This is a genomic window from Actinosynnema sp. CA-299493 (genome assembly GCF_050946825.1).
Classification (GTDB): Bacteria; Actinomycetota; Actinomycetes; order Mycobacteriales; family Pseudonocardiaceae; genus Actinosynnema.
Map to the genome: position 1 here is coordinate 1,326,749 of NZ_CP191993.1, position 16,763 is coordinate 1,343,511.

General features: G+C 70.7%; 14 protein-coding genes and 2 tRNA genes. 4 read left to right on the plus strand and 12 right to left on the minus strand.

Going from position 1 to position 16,763, the window contains the following annotated elements:
• Positions 1–771: 771 nt before the first annotated feature.
• From ACQPYE_RS06370 to ACQPYE_RS06395, 6 genes are all read right to left on the minus strand, one after another.
• Entirely contained in the window at positions 772–1,041 is a 270-nt protein-coding gene (locus ACQPYE_RS06370; RefSeq protein WP_498719903.1) for a GlsB/YeaQ/YmgE family stress response membrane protein, read from the minus strand.
• A 39-nt stretch (positions 1,042–1,080) separates the two neighbouring features.
• Positions 1,081–1,611: a hypothetical protein gene (locus ACQPYE_RS06375; RefSeq protein WP_498719904.1), complete on the minus strand. Its 531-nt coding sequence runs from the start codon at positions 1,609–1,611 to the stop codon at positions 1,081–1,083.
• Between the two features lie 61 nt (positions 1,612–1,672).
• Positions 1,673–2,761: a DNA cytosine methyltransferase gene (locus tag ACQPYE_RS06380; RefSeq protein ID WP_498722850.1), complete on the minus strand. Its 1,089-nt coding sequence runs from the start codon at positions 2,759–2,761 to the stop codon at positions 1,673–1,675.
• 13 nt (positions 2,762–2,774) lie between these two features.
• Positions 2,775–3,218, minus strand: coding sequence for a very short patch repair endonuclease (locus ACQPYE_RS06385; RefSeq protein WP_498719905.1), 444 nt, complete (start codon positions 3,216–3,218; stop codon positions 2,775–2,777).
• Entirely contained in the window at positions 3,139–3,600 is a 462-nt protein-coding gene (locus ACQPYE_RS06390; protein ID WP_498723110.1) for a hypothetical protein, read from the minus strand. The genes ACQPYE_RS06385 and ACQPYE_RS06390 overlap by 80 nt, the downstream gene beginning before the upstream one ends.
• Positions 3,601–3,666: 66 nt before the next feature.
• A complete protein-coding gene (locus tag ACQPYE_RS06395) occupies positions 3,667–4,779 on the minus strand; it encodes a DUF2786 domain-containing protein (RefSeq protein ID WP_498719906.1) in 1,113 nt (370 codons plus the stop codon).
• Positions 4,780–4,869: 90 nt separating this feature from the next.
• Here ACQPYE_RS06395 and ACQPYE_RS06400 point away from each other — a divergent pair, with 90 nt between their 5' ends.
• Entirely contained in the window at positions 4,870–5,541 is a 672-nt protein-coding gene (locus ACQPYE_RS06400; protein ID WP_498719907.1) for a hypothetical protein, read from the plus strand.
• A gap of 274 nt (positions 5,542–5,815) precedes the next feature.
• Here the strand turns inward: ACQPYE_RS06400 and ACQPYE_RS06405 are convergent, their stop codons facing one another.
• Positions 5,816–8,779 (minus strand): AfsR/SARP family transcriptional regulator, encoded by a 2,964-nt coding sequence (locus ACQPYE_RS06405; protein ID WP_498719909.1) that lies wholly within the window; start codon positions 8,777–8,779, stop codon positions 5,816–5,818.
• A gap of 284 nt (positions 8,780–9,063) precedes the next feature.
• On the opposite strand from ACQPYE_RS06405, the gene ACQPYE_RS06410 reads away from it, so the two are divergent.
• Positions 9,064–10,185, plus strand: a complete 1,122-nt coding sequence (locus ACQPYE_RS06410) for a hypothetical protein (RefSeq protein ID WP_498719910.1) — start codon at positions 9,064–9,066, stop codon at positions 10,183–10,185.
• Positions 10,175–10,459 carry a hypothetical protein gene (locus ACQPYE_RS06415; protein WP_498719912.1) on the plus strand — a complete coding sequence of 95 codons (285 nt, stop codon included), beginning with the start codon at positions 10,175–10,177 and terminating at the stop codon, positions 10,457–10,459. The genes ACQPYE_RS06410 and ACQPYE_RS06415 overlap by 11 nt, the downstream gene beginning before the upstream one ends.
• On the opposite strand, the gene ACQPYE_RS06420 is transcribed toward ACQPYE_RS06415, so the two are convergent.
• Positions 10,415–12,520 (minus strand): regulator protein, encoded by a 2,106-nt coding sequence (locus ACQPYE_RS06420; protein ID WP_498719914.1) that lies wholly within the window; start codon positions 12,518–12,520, stop codon positions 10,415–10,417. The two genes, ACQPYE_RS06415 and ACQPYE_RS06420, sit on opposite strands and share 45 nt — an antisense overlap.
• A gap of 209 nt (positions 12,521–12,729) precedes the next feature.
• A tRNA-Lys gene (locus ACQPYE_RS06425) sits at positions 12,730–12,805 on the minus strand.
• A gap of 297 nt (positions 12,806–13,102) precedes the next feature.
• On the opposite strand from ACQPYE_RS06425, the gene ACQPYE_RS06430 reads away from it, so the two are divergent.
• Positions 13,103–14,242, plus strand: a complete 1,140-nt coding sequence (locus tag ACQPYE_RS06430) for a L,D-transpeptidase (protein WP_498719916.1) — start codon at positions 13,103–13,105, stop codon at positions 14,240–14,242.
• Positions 14,243–14,245: 3 nt separating this feature from the next.
• On the opposite strand, the gene ACQPYE_RS06435 is transcribed toward ACQPYE_RS06430, so the two are convergent.
• From ACQPYE_RS06435 to orn, 3 genes are all read right to left on the minus strand, one after another.
• The gene (locus ACQPYE_RS06435; RefSeq protein ID WP_498719918.1) at positions 14,246–15,877 is read right to left on the minus strand and encodes an ABC-F family ATP-binding cassette domain-containing protein; all 1,632 of its coding nucleotides are present in this window, start codon (positions 15,875–15,877) and stop codon (positions 14,246–14,248) included.
• Positions 15,878–15,934: 57 nt separating this feature from the next.
• A tRNA-His gene (locus ACQPYE_RS06440) sits at positions 15,935–16,010 on the minus strand.
• Positions 16,011–16,072: 62 nt separating this feature from the next.
• On the minus strand, positions 16,073–16,684 hold the full coding sequence (orn, locus tag ACQPYE_RS06445) for an oligoribonuclease (RefSeq protein ID WP_498719919.1): 612 nt from the start codon (positions 16,682–16,684) through the stop codon (positions 16,073–16,075).
• Positions 16,685–16,763: the final 79 nt, after the last annotated feature.

Below are 16,763 nucleotides of genomic sequence, written 5' to 3' on the forward strand. Positions count from 1 at the left end.
GCGTAGGAGGGGAGCCTCAGGGCAACCTCCCCGACCACCCCGCCGACCAACCGCTCAAGCGTCGCCCCACCAACCGCGAACGGATGCCCCACCGCCCGCCGAGGCAACCTCCCACCAACCCGCTCCGGCAAGAGCGAATCCTCCGCCCAAACCCCAACCCGCCCACTGCCCACGCCCAACGCATGCAACACCAACACGAACAGCACTATGCGCCTGAACCAACCCCGCCCCCAACCCGCCCCCACCCAACCACTCGGACCACCCCACCGCCCCAATCCCCAACCACCCCACCCCGCCCACTCCCGCTGCCCCGCCCACTCCGCAACGCCCCCGCCCACTCCCCGCCGCCCACCTGACCGCGCGGCCCGTCCTCGAACCGGGGCCGCCGACTGCCCCAGGCGCCGGGTCACGCGATCTGTCGCGCACACATCCGGCAGCGCCACCCATGCGCCTGGCCGGTCGCCTGCCATGCGCCCGGCTGAGCGAGCCGTGACAGGTAGGCGGTGGCGGCACGTGGCTGGTGCAGTCGAACCCGGGTCGGCTGCCCAGCCCTCGGCAGGCCGTTCCAGACCGCTCCGGGCGCGCTGGAGCGCCGGAACCAGACCGGGTCAGGCCATCGAGCCCTGCCGTGCCAGGCCGTGCCGTGCCAGACCAACCGCTGCGATCCAGCTCGCAGGGCAGGGCAGGGCGGCATCGGTTCATGGGCGTGCGGGGCACCGGTGGCAGGCCGGACAGGAGGTGGGGCCGGCGGCCTGCCCTGCGGTGAGGTGGTCACTGGGGTTGGCGGGACCTCCTGCGGGCCAGGGTGGTCACACCGATGGCGGCCAGGCCGACTTGGAGGGCCAGTTCCAGCCAGTCGATGCCGGCGGTGTCCGAGACGCCCAGGGCCGACGCCGCGAACGTGCCCACCAGGGCCGCCGCGATACCGACCAGGAGCGTCATCACCATCGAGATCTTCTGCCTGCCCGGCACGACCAGCCGCCCGAGGCCACCGACGAGCACGCCGATGACCAGCGCCGAGATGAGCCCGGTGATCTCCACGAGAGGTCCTTTCCTCGCCCTACGCGTCCACCACGAGCATCACTCGACGCCCTCCCCTCCCGAATCGGGTTTGCCCCTGACCCGGCCCTGATCCCGACCCTGAACCCGGAACACCCGCGCGCCGTCCGGGGACAACTCCCGGCCGGGCACGTCCGGGTCGCAGCCCACCCTGGCCAGCCGCGACCTGATCGAGGTGGGGGAGCGCTCCAGCCGCTTGGCGATCGAACGGATCAGGTCAGTGGTCGGGGTCTCGGTGGTGGCGGCCAGCCAGTCGGCGCGCAGGCCGTCGTCCAGGTCCTGCGTCCACGGCTGGTTGGCGTTGGCCGGGCGGTCGCGGGCCGACAGCGAGGACGGCGCGCTCAGCCTGCCCAAGGCCTCCAGCACCTGCGCCAGCAGCTTGCCGATCTTCGCGCCGGCGTCCGCGGGCAGGCGGAGGGTGCCCTCGGCCACCAGGACGCCCGACGAGTCGACACCGGCCAGGTCGACGGAGAGGTCCGGGTCGGCGGTGGCCACCACCTGGTAGGTCGTGGAGCCGATGCGGACCGCGTTCTCGTACGTGGTTGTCGTCATGGTGATGACGCTAGTGGAGGGGTCCGACAATTCCGGTTCGCGCGGCGGGGACCCCGGTGGATCAGGGGCAGAGCGGGCAGCTCGGCGCGGTCGGCTCGGCACCCGTCAGGTACGGCTTGAGGTGCTCGGCGATGGCCCTCGCCAACGACGGCGGTACGGCGTTGCCGATCTGCCTGGCCACCTCGATCTTCGAACCGCACCACTCGAACGAGTCCGGGAACGACTGCAGCCGCGCCGCCTCCAGGTGCGTGATCGGGCGGTCGACCCGGTGGCCGCCCTCGCCCGGCTCCCACTGCGGGTGCAGGTAGCGGCCCTTCTCCGGCTTGTAGAACTCCGTGCGGATGGTCACCGACGGCTCGTCCCACCGCAGTCGGCCCATCACGTCCGTCGTGCCGGTCTTCTTCTCCCGCCAGCACCGCGGCAACAGCTCCGTCGGCAGGTCGAACCGACCGCCGCCCGGCGGGATGTGGCGGTACCGCTCCAGCGACAGCGGCGTGGGGTTGCGGCCGATGTGCAGGTCGGGGCTCTTGAACGGCCCCGGCAGCTCCCGGCCGAAGAACTCCACCACCGACTTCGGCAACGCGGTCGTCACCGGCCGCTCCGGCAGTCCGCGCAGCACGTCACCCACCGTGTGCCAGTGCCCGCGCGGGTGCGTCGCGACCGGCAGCGGGACGCGCCCGATCCGCGAGCCGATGACGATCGTGCGCCGACGCCGTTGGGGCACGCCGAAATCCGACGCCAGCAGGATGCCGAAGCTCAGCTCGTAGCCCTCGGTCTCGGCCTGGAGCAGCGCGAACTCCGTCGACGCCAGGAACCGGTCCACGTTCTCGATCACGAACACCGACGGCCGCGCCTTGCGCACGAACCGCAGGTACTCGCGCCACAACGAGTTGCGCGGGTCGTCGACGTCCTTCGAGCCGAGGTTCGAGAACCCCTGGCACGGCGGGCCGCCCACGATCACGTCGACCTCGGGGATCGCGCTGTCCGGCACGGCCGCGATGTCCGACCAGCGGATGTGGTCCTCGCCGAAGTTCGCCGCGTACGTCGCCGCCGCGTGCAGGTCCCACTCGACCGCCATGACCGGCCGGTAACCGCCCGCCGCGGCGAACCCGGAGGTCATGCCGCCACAGCCGGCGAACAGGTCGATCATGGACAGCACGAACTCAGGCTAGCCGACCGCGCCGCCGCAACACCGTGCTCCGCACCCGACTCGCCGCGACGGCCGGGTCCTCGTGCTCCCACACCCGCACCGCCAGCCACCCCGCGTCCGCCAGCACCTGGTCGGTGTTCGCGTCACGCGCCTGGTTCGTCTCGATCTTGGTCCGCCAGAACTCGCCGTTGCGCTTGGGCCACGTGCCGTGCTCCGGGCAGCCGTGCCAGAAGCACCCGTCCACGAAGACCGCCACCTTGGCCGGCCCGAACACCACGTCCGCCTCGCGCCGCACCCCGCGCACGGGCCGCTGGTGCACCCGGTACCGCAGCCCCAGCCGGTGCAGTTCGCGCCGCAACGCCACCTCGATGGCCGTGTCACGGGAGCGCTGCTTGCTCATCCGGGCGCGGACGTCGTCCGTCGTCTCCAGGTTCGGCACCCGGCCATGATGGCTCATCCGGGCGCAGCACGTCCCGCAGCCTCCGCGCCGCCCGGTCCAGTTGCGACCGCGACGGCAGCGAGGCCGCGCCGACCTGCGTGAACTCCGTGACTCCCAGATCCGTGAAGAAGAACGGCGGCATCGCGTGCACCAGCAGGTCCTGCGACCGCTGCCCACCGCCGCGGGGGTTGAGGATCAGCCGCTCCACCCACGCGTCCACCTTGAACACGGTGTCCGCCAACGGGTGCACCCGCACGTCCAGCCCGTGCCCGCGCAGCACCGCGAGCACGTGCACGTCACGCAGGAACCCCAGGAAGTTGGACACCACGCGGTCGCGCAGCGCGGCACGCACCTCCGGCCCCACCTCGGCGATCACCTCGCGAGCCGGCGTCCACAGCATGCCCGCGCCCGCTCGTCGGTCGCGCAGAACGCCCGGAACTCCGGCCGGCCGGTAATCGCTCGCAGGTCAGGTGATCGACAGGTGTGCCCGGTCCGCCGCCGTCCGGCCCGCGTCCCACCCCGCCGCGCTGCGCACCGGCGTCGACTTGGCGACGGTCCGGGTGAACATCGCGCCGAAGTACTCCTCCACCGCCTTCTTGCGCTCAGCCAGCACGGGCAGCAGCCGGTCGTCGTCGGGCACCTCGTTCGCCGCGCGCAGCCGTTCCCCGACCCGGTGCGCGTAGGACAGCAGGAACGACTTGCGGAACGCCGCCGACCGCGCCTCGTCGCCCTTGCGCGCCTTCTCACCCGCCGCGACCATCGCCCGCGTCGCCTGGACCAGCAACGACGCCGACAGCAGCTCCACGATCTCCAGGTCGAGCTCCTCGCCGACGAGCGCCACGAACCCCAGGTCGTACACCACGGCGCGGCAGCGGTTCGCCGTCGCGACCACGTGCACGACCTGCGCCTTGCCGTCGAAGTACCGCTTGTCCAGCCACAGCCGGCGGGACGTCGTCGTCGGCGCGTCGAGGGGCATCCGCTCCAACGCGTGCCGCGTCACCAACTCCTGCGCCTTGGCCGACAGCGCCTCCGCCTCGTCCGGGAACGCGGTCGACTCCGCCTTGGCCAGCAGCCCGCGCACCCGGTTGAGGATCTTCGGGTCCACGTGGTGGTGGTCGACCGCGGCCAGCGGCGTGCCCGGCTTCGGCACGATCACCGGCAGCCCCGGCAACGTGACCAGCACCGCCAGCACCGCGACCGCGGCGGCCACGGCGTCGTCACGCGTCTCGATGTGCCTGCTCGCCCACTGGTCGACGTGCGGCTGGGAGGCGTCCCACCACACCGCCGCCTCGATCTCCTCCAGCTGCTCCCGCCAGCGCGGGTGCAACGCCGGGTAGCGGGACGCCTCGATGGCCAGCGAGTCGACCAGGAACGAGAGCGCGCGCTCGTCCTCGTTCCGCCGTACGACCTCGTACACGTCGTAGGGCAGCCAGCCGTGTTCCCAGAGGTGCTCGAAGGCACGCCTCAGCACCGCCTGGACCGCGTCGTCCACTTCGGCCGGTGGGAAGGAGGAGGTGCGCGGCAGCCGGGCCCGGCGATTCGCCGCGGCCCGCCACAACGCCTCGCGCAGGGAGTCCACGACTGCCGATTGTCCCCTTTCGGGTGTGGTGTCGCCGCACCCGGTGCGCGTTGCGGCCCCGTGGACGCCCCGACGTGCCAGCCTCGCGCGGTGAGCCGGAAGACGCAGGTGCCGAGGCGGCGGCCGATCGTGGTGGTCAACCGTCCACAGGGGACGCCGCTGACCACGGCACAACGAGAGGTCGTGCACCGCTGTCGCACCCTGCCGCAAGTCCTCGACCCGCTGGAGGCGGAGCTGACGGTCAGCAGCGCGGTCGCCGACCTCCGGCCCGACGAGGAGTTCTGGGCCGGCCTGATCGAGCACGCCGTGTCGCTGCCCAGCCGGCGCAACCACGCCCTGCTGCGCGTCCTGGCCGCCGTGCTCACCGGCCGGCCGCGCGAGTGGGCGGCGAACGCCGTCACCCCCGCAGGCCCCGCCCTGACCGTCGGCGGCGCCTGGATCTGCGACCGCTCGATCGACGCCGGCTACCTGGCCCTGATCTGCACGTACCGGTTCGCCGCCGACGAGCACGCCATGGTGTTCCTGATCGACGAGCTGTCCGGCGGCGAGGTGCGCACCGCCTTCGCCACCCGCGACGTCGCCACCGCCCGCACCCGCCTGGCCGACCAGGGCCCGCTGACCCCGATAGGAGCCGAGGCCGCGCACTGGCTGCTGGCCAAGTCGTACAACCGCCTGGACCGCAACGCCGACGCGGTTCTCGACCCGGATGTTCAGGGGACGCGCTTGCTCACCGCCCGCCGGATCTCGATCGCGTTCGGGTAGTCGAGCGGCTCGCGCTCGGTCCACACCACCATGGTCATGGGTGTGTTCGGGGCATAGACCTGCTGCTCAACAGTGGTCGTTCTCGACTCGATTCCGTGGATGACCGTTGGCCACGCCAAGGCGGTCGTCGCCGTGGCGATCAGCAGTGAAGCGGAGGTAGCGAGTACCGCGATAATCTTCGTTGAACGTCGAACCACCGGGTGAGGCTAACCATCCACATCAGAAGTGGATCTCACCGGGTCGGGTGACACCCACTCTACTAGCGGGTGATGCGTCAGCTGAGGTTACGGAGCGTGGCATCGCGGCATGGGACGACCACCACATCGGTGCTTCGGCGAGGGTTCGGGATAGGACGTCCGAACCGCCGCAGCGCCTGCAGATGGTCGAGGATGTCCTGACGCGCAGCGCTATCCGGCCCGTGCAGGTCTGCGGCGCGAACCCACCGTTGTTCAGCCGCGGTCAGGTCGCCGATGGCGACCAGTGCGTGCCCGGCTGCGTGCAGGGCCCGCGCGTGCCCGTCGTCGGTGCCCGTCTCGGGGAACCCGACCGCCCGTTCACCCATCGCGATCGCCTGGTCGAAGTCCCCCAGCACGTAGTGGGCCTCGGTGGCGACCGCCAGCACGTCCACCATCAGGGGTTGGTCGCCGCTGATCCGGATCGCTTCCAGCGCGGTGGGCAATAATTCGACGGATTCGGCGTGTTTGCCCTGTTCGTGCAGGTACTCGACCATCTTGGCCAGCACTGTGGCACGTCCGTGGTGATTCTCAATGACCTCCCAGGCGGCTAACGCGGCCCGGTAGTGGTCGAGGGCCTCGACCTCGCGTCCCTGCCGGTGGTAGGTGAGGCCCAGCCGTTCCAGAGCAGCCGCCTCCACATCCCGGGTACCGATCTCGCGCGCCAACGCCAACGCCTCGTTGAAGAGGGTGGTCGCCCGACCGATCTCACCGCGGTCCAAGTGGGCGGACGCCAGGTTGTGGATCATCACGGGACGCAGTTCCGATCGCTCGACGTCACGCAGCACCATCAACGCCTCTTGGCCGATCCGAACGGCGTCGTCGTACTGGTGGAGTCGGTAGTGGACGCTGGCGGAGTTGATCAGCGTGCCGGCGAGCGCCGACCTGTCCGGCAGCCTCGATGTGGCCTCCACGGCAACGGCCTGGCAGCTCAGGAGGTCTTCGAAGTACCCAAGTCTGAGGAAGGCTCCGTGGAGGTTGGCCACCAGTCGCCAAGAGTGTTCCGGGAAGTCGTCCGCGCGCACCACCGCGGCGACGAGGTTCGCCCGCTCGCCGGCGAACCAGCCGAGTGCCTCCTCGTCGCTGTCGAACCCCAGGGCCACCGGCACGCCCTCCAGGGCCGGGACCGGGTTGAGCTTCGGGTTCAGGGTGTGCCACGCCGCGATCGCGGTGCTGAGGTAGTAGTCCAGCATGCCTCTGCGGGCGGCCTTCCGGTCTGCGGGTGATTCCTCCCGGTCGGCCAAGTCGAAGGCGTGGTCGTGCAGTAGGTCGTGCAAGCGGAACCGGCGCGTCGCGACGTGCTGTGCGAGGTTGGCCGAGCTGAGCGTGCGCAGGTGCCGCTCCGCGGTGCTCTCGGGCTCACCGAGCAGTCCACTGGCTGCCGCGGTGCTGAACTCCGTCGTCGGGTGCAGCCCGAGCAGGCGGAACATCCGGGCGGTCTCGGCGGGCAGACTGCGGTAAGACCAGGAGAACGCCGCCCGGAGACCGCTGCCCTCCTCGTCCGCTCCTTCCGGCGAGCCGAGGACGCCGAGCCCTTCCTCCCGGGTGAACTCCTCCACCAGGTCGGAGAGCGGGGTTTCCGGGCGGTGGTCGACGTGCCTGCCGATGATGCGGACTGCCAACGGCAGACCCGTGGCGATGCGGACGAGTTCGTCCACGGCTGCAGGGTCCTCGGCTGCCCGTCCTGTGCCGATCACGGCCCGCAGCACCGCAGTGGACTCCTCGGCCGACAGCGGCGGTACGGGGACGACGTGGGCGTCTTCGTGCACGGAGAGGTCGAACGGTTGCGTGCGGCCGGTGACCAGCACGAAGCACGACCGGGTGGCGTCGAGGATCGGCTTGACGTGCCGGTCGTCGCGCGCGTTGTCGAGCAGCAGCAGGAACCGCCTGCCTTCCAAGGCGGATCGCAGTCGCATCCGCCGTTCCTCGGCCGAGGCTGGGACTGGTCCTTCGCCCAACCGGGTCAGCAGGATGCCGAGCGCGTCGTCGGCGGCTAGGGGCGAGCCCGGGCCGAACCCCTGGAGGTCCAAGGCGAAGGCACCGTCGGGGAAGTGACGGGCGCGCAGGTGCGCCCACTGCGTGGCGAGCTGGGTCTTGCCCACGCCCGGCATCCCGTGAAGCACCACCACCTGGTTCTGCTCGTCTGCGGCCAATATCGAGTCGAGGCGGGCGAGTAGCCCGGCGCGCCCGGCGAACGTGTTGATTTTGCGGAACAGATCGGGCTGGAACGACGGTCGGATGTCCGACTCCATGCCGCCGGTGTTGGCCTGTTTGCGCAGGATCGCCCGGTAGACGCTGTGCATCTCGGGTCCGGGCGCCGCGCCGATGCTGTCGAGCAGCCGGTCGCTGAAGCGCTCGTGGAACTGCAGTGCGCGTGAGTACTTGCCGAGGCCGTAGAGGGACTGCAAGTAGAGGCGGGCGCACGTCTCGTCCGTCTGGTGGTCCTCGGTGAGCCGCAGCGCTTCACCGACCACCTCGGCGTGTTCGCCGAGGTGCAGGCGGCTGTCGAGTAGCGCCTGCTGCGCCATGAGGCGGTCGAACAGCTCCAGTTGATCACGGATGTGGTCTGCCCACGGGCCGACGACATCCTGCAACGGCTCCCCACGCCACAGGTCGAGCGCTTCCTGTAACAATGCTTTGGCGGTCCGATGATCCTCGTGCGCGGCAGCGGCACGGCCTTTCTCCGCTAATTTGCGGAAACGGTGGTAGTCGATCGCCAGTGGATCGACGTCGAGGCGGTACGCCATGCCATCGCGAGTTATCGTGTCGCCCACACCGGCGTTCTTCAGCAACTTCCGCAGTTTGCTGAGAAGCGGCTGAAGCCTGCCCGGGACCTGCGTGGACGGGATCTCTCGCCACAACGCACGACCGATGAGTTCGTTCGAGACCGGTTTCCTCGCGTGGTAGAGCAACAACGCGAGCAGCGCTCGCTGCTTGGCTGACTCGAACTTGACATCATTCCGGTCGATCTGTAATCGGGTCCTTCCGAGGATGATGAACTCCACCGACGCCGCCTCTCGCTGGCACGGTATGTCCGGAATGCCAGTGTGGAGCCGGAGAGCAAGATCCTGTAGTTCATCGGTGAAATTTGCTCCGATTCGGTGAGCGGGGCCGGGCGATCGGCGCTGCAAGCGAACTGCAAGTCCACCGGCAAACCGGCCCGCCACGCTCGGTGCAGGGGGAGAGCGCGAGGGGGAACTGGATGACGAACACCGAATGGCTGCGGGTGCCGGTCGGGATTGACGCGCCCAGGTGGGTGACCAGGGGCAGGTGCCGACAGGTGCTTGCCGTGGTGCACACGGTGACCAGCGGACAACGCCTGTTGGAGGCCGTGGAGCTCGTGGAGTCCGATCCGCGGGTGCAGGTGACGTTCAGCCAGGCACCGGACACGTTCAGCGCCGGCGTGGCGGACTTCCTGAGGTCGACGCGCGGCGTCGTGCTGCCGTGGGAGCAGGCCACCAGGGAGAGGTTCGACCTGGCGCTGGCGGCCTCGTACGGCAGCCTGCACCTGCTGCACGCGCCGTTGCTGCTAATGCCGCACGGCGCCGGGTACGGCAAGTCCGTGTCGGTCGGCGATGAGCCGATGGTCTACGGACTCGACTCGCAACGGCTGATGCACAATGGCGCGGTGCTGCCCGCGGCCGTCGTGTTGTCGCACGAGGACCAGCGGGAAGTGCTGCGCCGTCAGTGCCCGCAGGCGTTGGACGTCGCGGTGGTGGCGGGCGACCCCTGCTACGACCGCATGGTGGCCAGCCTGCCCCGGCGGGGCGCCTACCGCGAGGCGCTGGGCGTTGCGTCGGGGCAACGACTGCTCGTGGTCACGTCCACGTGGGGGCTGGACTCGCTGTTCGCGCGGTTCGAGGACTTCCTGCCGCGCCTGCTCGAAGAGCTGGTCGCGCACGGTTACCGGGTGGCGGCGATGCTGCACCCGGCCGGCTGGTTCGCGCACGGTGTGCGGCAGGTCGAGGCGTGGCTGACGGAGTGCCGCGACGCCGGGCTGATCGTCGTGCCGCCGGAGGTGGACTGGCGGGCCGCGGTGGTGGCCGCCGACCAGGTGGTGGCCGACCACGGCTCGATCGGCGTCTACGCCGCGTCGATCGGCACGCCGGTGGTGCTCGCCGAACCGTCGGTCAGCGCGGTGCTCAGCGACGGTTCGGCGCAGGAGTTGCTCCAACGGGTCGCGCCACGCCTCACCTTCGACCGACCGCTGCTCGCGCAGTTCGACGACGCCGCACGTGGCGCCCCACGTCTCGGCGAGCTGATGCGCGAGCGCGTCACGTCGAGGCCGGGAGGTTCGGCCACGGAATTGCGTGGTGCCATTTACCGGCTGCTGGACTTGGCGGAGCCGGGACGGCACCGTGCGTCGACACCGGTTCCCACACCCGGCGGAGGAGGTCCTGATGGTTGCTGAGACCGATGGACTGCGCGCCGTTGTCTCGTCCGGAGGGGAGATCATCGCGCTGATGGGTGACGACGTGATCGAGTTCGCGCTCGTGGATCGTGCGTCGTGCTTGTCGGACACGGACACGTGGTGTTCGACTGTCGAGTCGCTGCGGGCCTGGGGTACTGCCGGTCTCGACTTGCGGATCCTGCGCCGGCAGGGGTTACCGGTCTGGTGCGCGCGGCACCGCGCCCAGAGCTCAGCCGAGCCGTGTGGACGGCTCGACGTCCGCCAACCTGGCTGACACCGGCGCTACGCGGTTCGAGCCGAGTTTCGTCAGCAGCCGCAGCGCGTGACGCCAGTGCTCGGCGGCACGCACCGCGTCGGTCCGTTCGGTGGCCGACTCGGCGAGGAGCTCGTGGGCTTCGGCCGCGCCGCGGTCGGAGCCGAGCTCGCGCATCGCGGCCAACGCGGCCTCGCCGAGGCGGTCGGCGTCGGCGCCGTTGCCGTCGTGGTGGTGGACCTTCGCCATCGCCAGGGTCACGCGTGCCCGGTTGTACGGGTCGGGTTCCGCCAGTCCGTCGAACAGGCGCACGGCCTCGTGCAGCGCCTCCAGCCCGGCTGCCGGCTGCCCGGTGCGGCCCAACGCCGTGCCTAGGTGGATCAGGATCAGCCCGAGGCTGCGGTCCGCCGCGAGCTCGCGGTTGATCCGCACGAGGTCGTGCAACTCGGCCAACGCCTTGGCGGGCTCGTCCCGGTCGAGGTGTAGCAGTGCCAACATCTCCCGTGCGTCGGCCGCGCCACGTCGGTCGCCCGCAGTGGTGGCGCGATCCGCCGACGCGGTCAGGTGCTCCTCGGCCTCGGTGAACCGGCCGAGGGTCGTCAAAGCGAGTCCTTGCCGCTTGAGCATGTCCGCCTCGGCCACGAGGTCGCCGAGGCGGCGTGCCGCGGCGATCCCGCACTCATTGATCCCCAACCGGTCGCGGTAGTGCTTGTGGTGCAACAGCAGCGGCCACATCACGTCTGACAGCTGCCAGGCGAGGTGGGGCCAACCATGGTCCAACGCCGTGCGTCCGGCGGCGATCAGGTTCGCCCGCTCTGTCTCCAACCAGGATAGCGCGGCCTCGCGGTCGGCGAGCCGCGGCTGACCCGGCGGCGTGGCGCGGAACTCGTACGACAACCGCCTGCGGTGCGGGGTGACCACCAGGTCGGCGACCCGCGCGGCGGCGAGGTACCACTCCAGCACCCGGTGCAGGGCGTCTGCCCTCTCCTGGGCACCGGCCTGGTCCCTGGCGTGCAGCAGGAGCAGGTCGTGGAAGCGGTAGCGGTCCTGGACGGTCTCCTCGACCAGGCTGTCCTGCACCAGTTCGTCCAGCAAGTCGAGGGCGCGCTCCGGCGGCTCGTCCAGCACCGAGCCCACCACCGCCGGTCCGAAGTCCGGTCCGGGGTGCTGCGCGAGCCGGCGGTACAGCGCGGCGGCGGCCGGTCCCAGCGCCCGGTAGGAGAGGTCGAACGTGGTGCGCACCGACAGCTCCGACCTCGGTGACAGCGCCGAGAGCCGATCGCGCTCGTCGGTGAATTCCGCCACCACACGCTGCACCGACCACCTGGGTCTGGCGGCGAGCCGGGCCGCAGCCACGCGCAGCGCGATGGGCAGGCCGCCGCACATCCCGGCCAACTCACGCGCGTGCGCCTGCTCCCGGGTGATCCGGGTGCCACCGACCGCGTGGCTCAACAGCCGCACCGCCGACGACTCGCCCAACGGCCCGACCTCGACCAGCCGGGCACCCTCGGCGACGAGCCCGGCGAGCCTGCTGCGGCTGGTGACGATGACGGCGCTGTCCGACGACGAGGGCAGCAGCGGGAGCACCTGGCCAACCGCCACGGCGTTGTCCAGCAGCACCACCAGCCTGCGATCGGCGGTGAGCGACCGGTAGAGCGAGGCTCGCTCGTCCAGCTCAGCGGGGACCTGGCCCGGCGGCGTGCCCAGACCTCGCAGGAACAGCCCTAGCGCGTCGGCAGGTCGCACCGGGGCGCCGCCGCTGAACCCGGCCAGGTCGACGTAGAGTTGGCCGTCGCCGAAACGGTCACGCGTCCGGTGCGCCCAGTGCAGCGCGAGCGCCGTTTTCCCGACACCTCCCGGCCCGTGCAGCAGCGCCAGCGCGCGGCCACCCTGAGCGGCAATGGAGTCGAGTTCGGCCAATTCCGCGGCCCGGTCCGTGAAATGTGCAGGCGCGCCGAGCAACTGACGCGGCACGGTGCGCGGCGCCGGAATGCCGTGGAAGTGGACGCCGCCGTGCACTGCGTCGGCTTGAACCACCCCGCCGACCACCGAGCCGGACAAGTCGTTCTTCCGCTCGTCCATCGCGTGCGTCACCTCCCCATGGCAACAGGACGACCGTACGGGAGGCCTGTCGGCGTGGACGGCTTCTCGGGCCGGAACCACCCGGGTTGGGCAAGGAGGACCGCCGGGGCGGGCGCCGGCTCCGGCGATCGGCGCAGCCGTCGGTGGTGGGATCGGCGCAAAGGGGAAAACAACAATGGGGCCACCGAAAGGGTGGCCCCATTGTTGGGTGGTGCGCCGCCAGGGACTCGAACCCCGAACCCGCTGATTAAGAGTCAGCTGCTCTGCCAGTTGAGCTAGCGGCGCTCGGACTCTCTTGCTCTGTCCGACGCGAAGAACATTAGCACAGCGTCCGACCGGGCTCCCAATCGCCTGGTCAGGGCAGGTGTGCCGCCCTGGTGCAGGGGGAACTTCGCCTTGGTAACGATCCAGCATCTCGGGCAACATCGTCAACCCTCCAGGCGTCACCTTGTCAGGGGACGCCGACGGACTCCTGTGACGGACTGTCAGGGCGTTCTGGGGATGAAGCGGAGGACGGGGATGTACCGCAAGCGGGGGGCGCGCAGTGCGCTGGGGATCGTCGCGATCGGGTTGGTTGCGACGTTGATCACAAGTTGTTCGTCCGGCTCGGCGCCGACCGGGGAGGCGGCCGCGGACGGGACGACGACCACCACGTCGTCCACGCCGCCGCCCAAGCCCGTGTCGCTCACCACCGGCCCCGCGGACGCGGCGGTCGACGTGGCGCCCGGCGTGCCGGTCGTGGCCACGGCCACCGACGGCAAGATCACCTCCGTCGCGCTGACCAACCCGGAGGGCGTGGCCGTCGCCGGCCAGTTGAGCCCCGACGGTCTGCAGTGGACCAGCACCGAACCGCTGGGCTACCAGAAGACCTACACGCTGGCCGTGACGGGCGAGGGCGCGGACGGCAAGCCGGTCAGCAAGAGCTCCACCTTCACCACCGTCAAGCCGCGCACGCTGACCTACCTCTCGGTCAACCCGCAGGACGGCACGACGGTCGGCGTCGGCCAGCCGCTGGCGTTCTACTTCGACGAGCCGATCGCGGACAAGGCCGCCGCCGAGGCCATGATCTCGATCACCACGGAACCGCGCGTCGAGGGCGCCTTCTACTGGTTCGACGAGAAGACCGCGCACTGGCGGCCCCAGGCCTACTGGACGCCCGGCACCAAGGTCACGATCAACGCCAAGATCTACGGCAAGCACGTGGGCAACGGCGTGTACGGCGAAGAGGACCGCCTGATCACCACCACGATCGGCGACTCCGTCATCCACGAGGCGGACGGCCAGACGCACCAGGTCGTGACCAAGGTCAACGGCCAGGTCGTGCGCACGATGCCGACCTCCATGGGCGACGCGCAGAACCCGACCCCCACGGGCACGTACGTCCTCACGGAGAAGCACGCCCACATGGTGATGGACTCCCGCACCTACGGCCTCTCGCTGGAGGCCGGCGGCTACGTCACGCCGGTCGACTGGGCCTTCCGGATGTCCAACTCCGGCATCTTCTTCCACAGCGCGCCGTGGTCGATCGGCGACCAGGGCAACCGCAACGTCAGCCACGGCTGCCTGAACCTCTCGCCCGAGAACGCCAAGTGGGTGTTCGACAACTCCAAGCAGGGCGACGTCGTGGTGGTCACCAACTCGGGCGGCCCGGTGCTCCAGTCGTGGGACGGCTTCGGCGACTGGCAGATCCCGTGGGAGCAGTGGATCAAGGGCAACCGGTAGGCCTCAGAGGTCGGTGACGCGACCCGCCGCCACCACCAGGCGGCGGGTCGTGCGCACGGCGTCCAGCATCCGGCGGTCGTGGGTGACCAGGAGCAGGGTGCCCTGGTAGGAGTCGAGGGCGGATTCCAGCTGTTCGATCGCGGGCAGGTCGAGGTGGTTCGTCGGCTCGTCCAGCACGAGCAGGTTCACGCCGCGCGCCTGGAGCAGGGCCAACGCGGCACGGGTGCGTTCACCGGGCGAGAGCGACGCCGCCGTCCGCAGCACGTGCGCCGCCTTCAGCCCGAACTTCGCCAGCAACGTGCGCACCTCGGCGGGCGCCACGTCCGGCACGGCCGCGCCGAAGGCGTCCAGCAACGGCTCGTCGCCCAGGAACAGGCCACGCGCCTGGTCGATCTCGCCCACCACGACGCCCGACCCGAGGGACGACGAGCCCGAGGTCAGCGGGACGCGGCCGAGCAGCGCCGCCAGCAACGTCGACTTGCCCGAGCCGTTGGCCCCGGTGATGGCGATCCGGTCCGCCCAGTCCACCTGCAGGTCCACCGGCCCCAGCGTGAACGACCCCCGCGTCACCACCGCCGCGCGCAGCACCGACACCACCGAACCGGACCGGGGCGCGGCGGCGATCTCCATCCGCAGCTCCCACTCCTTGCGCGGCTCGTCGACCGCGTCCAGCCGTTCGATCAGGCGCTCGGTCTGCCGCGCCTTCGAGGCCTGCTTCTCGGTCGCCTCGGTGCGGAACTTGCGCCCCACCTTGTCGTTGTCGGGCGCCTTGCGGCGGGCGTTCTTCACGCCCTTCTCCATCCACGCCCGTTGCGCACGGGCGCGCTCCTCCAGCGACGCCCGCGTGGACGCGTACTCGTCGTACTCCTCGCGCGCGTGCCTGCGGGCGATCTCGCGCTCCTCCAGGTACGACTCGTAGCCGCCGCCGTAGGACCGCACCTGCTGCTGCGCCAGGTCCAGCTCCACCACCCGCGTCACCGTGCGGGCCAGGAACTCGCGGTCGTGCGACACCACCACGACGCCCGCCCGCAGACCCGTCACGAACCGCTCCAGCCGGGCCAGGCCGTCCAGGTCGAGGTCGTTGGTCGGCTCGTCGAGCAGGAACACGTCGTACCTGCTCAGCAGCAACGACGCCATGCTCGCCCGAGCCGCCTGACCGCCGGACAGGGCCGTCATCGGCAGGTCGAGCGAGACGTCCAGCCCCAGGTCGGCCGCCACCTCCAGCGACCGCTCCTCCAGGTCCGCGCCGCCGAGCGCGAGCCACCGCTCCAACGCGTCGGAGTAGCCGTCGTCACCCGAGCCCGACGACAACGCCTCGGTCGCCCGGTCCAGCTCGACCTGCGCCGCCGCCACGCCCGTGCGGCGGGCCAGGAACTCGCGCACGGTCTCGCCCGGACGCCGGTCCGGTTCCTGCGGCAGGTGGCCGACGGTCGCGGTGGTCGGTGAGAGGCGGATCACACCCTGCTCGGCGGGCAGCAGGCCCGCGAGCGTCCGCAGCAACGTCGACTTGCCCGCGCCGTTGGCGCCGACCAGCCCGATCACGTCACCGGGGGCGACGACCAGGTCAAGCCCTTCGAACAGCACTCGGTCACCGTGCCCGGCGGCCAGGTCCTTCGCGACGAGGGTGGCGCTCATGACGACTCCACGACAAAAGAAGACGCCCCTCGACAGGGCGTCGAGGGGCGTTCCGCTTGGGGTGAGTGACGGGACTTGAACCCGCGACACCTGGGATCACAACCCAGTGCTCTGCCAGCTGAGCTACACCCACCAAGACCGGCTGACCCGGCGCGTGAAGCATACAGTGCCCTACCGCCGGGTCTGAAATCGACCCTATTTCAGACCGTCGGCGGCCAGGAGTTCGGCGGCGACGGCCTGCGCCTGCTCCGACGAGGGCCCTGGTTGCGGCACGAACGCCGTGCGCCGGTAGTACGCCAGCTCGCGGATCGACTCCTTGATGTCGGCGAGCGCGCGGTGGGCCAGGCCCTTGCCCGGCTGCGCGTAGTAGATGCGCGGGTACCAGCGCCGGCACAGCTCCTTGATCGACGACACGTCGACCATGCGGTAGTGCAGGTGGGCGTCGAGCTCGGGCATGTCACGGGCGATGAACCCGCGGTCGGTGGCGATCGAGTTGCCCGCCAGGGGAGCGGTGCGCGGGTCCGGCACCCACTCCTTGATGTAGGCCAGCACCTGGGCCTCGGCGTCGGCGAGCGTCACGGTCGACCGCCGCACCTCCTCGGTGAGCCCCGACTTGGCGTGCATCTGCATGACGACGTCCGGCATCGAGTCGAGCGCGGTGTCGTCGGCGTGGATCACCACGTCGACACCTTCGCCGAGCACGTTCAGCTCCGCGTCGGTCACCAGCGCCGCGATCTCGATCAAGGCGTCCTGGCCCAGGTCGAGGCCTGTCATCTCGCAGTCGATCCACACCAAGCGATCCATCACCCGCGCGAGCCTAGTCGCCCCGTCCCGCCGACCCCGCGTCGCTTCGGGTGGCGGTCCCTACCAATCTCATCACGCTCGG

Excerpts from the sequence above, each read along its gene's own strand:
- ACQPYE_RS06375 (WP_498719904.1), bottom strand. The coding sequence starts at position 1,611 with ATGACGACAACCACGTACGAGAACGCGGTCCGCATCGGCTCCACGACC.
- ACQPYE_RS06380 (WP_498722850.1), bottom strand. The coding sequence starts at position 2,761 with ATGATCGACCTGTTCGCCGGCTGTGGCGGCATGACCTCCGGGTTCGCC.
- ACQPYE_RS06385 (WP_498719905.1), bottom strand. The coding sequence starts at position 3,218 with ATGAGCCATCATGGCCGGGTGCCGAACCTGGAGACGACGGACGACGTC.
- ACQPYE_RS06390 (WP_498723110.1), bottom strand. The coding sequence starts at position 3,600 with ATGCTGTGGACGCCGGCTCGCGAGGTGATCGCCGAGGTGGGGCCGGAG.
- ACQPYE_RS06415 (WP_498719912.1), top strand. The coding sequence starts at position 10,175 with ATGGTTGCTGAGACCGATGGACTGCGCGCCGTTGTCTCGTCCGGAGGG.
- ACQPYE_RS06420 (WP_498719914.1), bottom strand. The coding sequence starts at position 12,520 with ATGGACGAGCGGAAGAACGACTTGTCCGGCTCGGTGGTCGGCGGGGTG.
- ACQPYE_RS06435 (WP_498719918.1), bottom strand. The coding sequence starts at position 15,877 with ATGAGCGCCACCCTCGTCGCGAAGGACCTGGCCGCCGGGCACGGTGAC.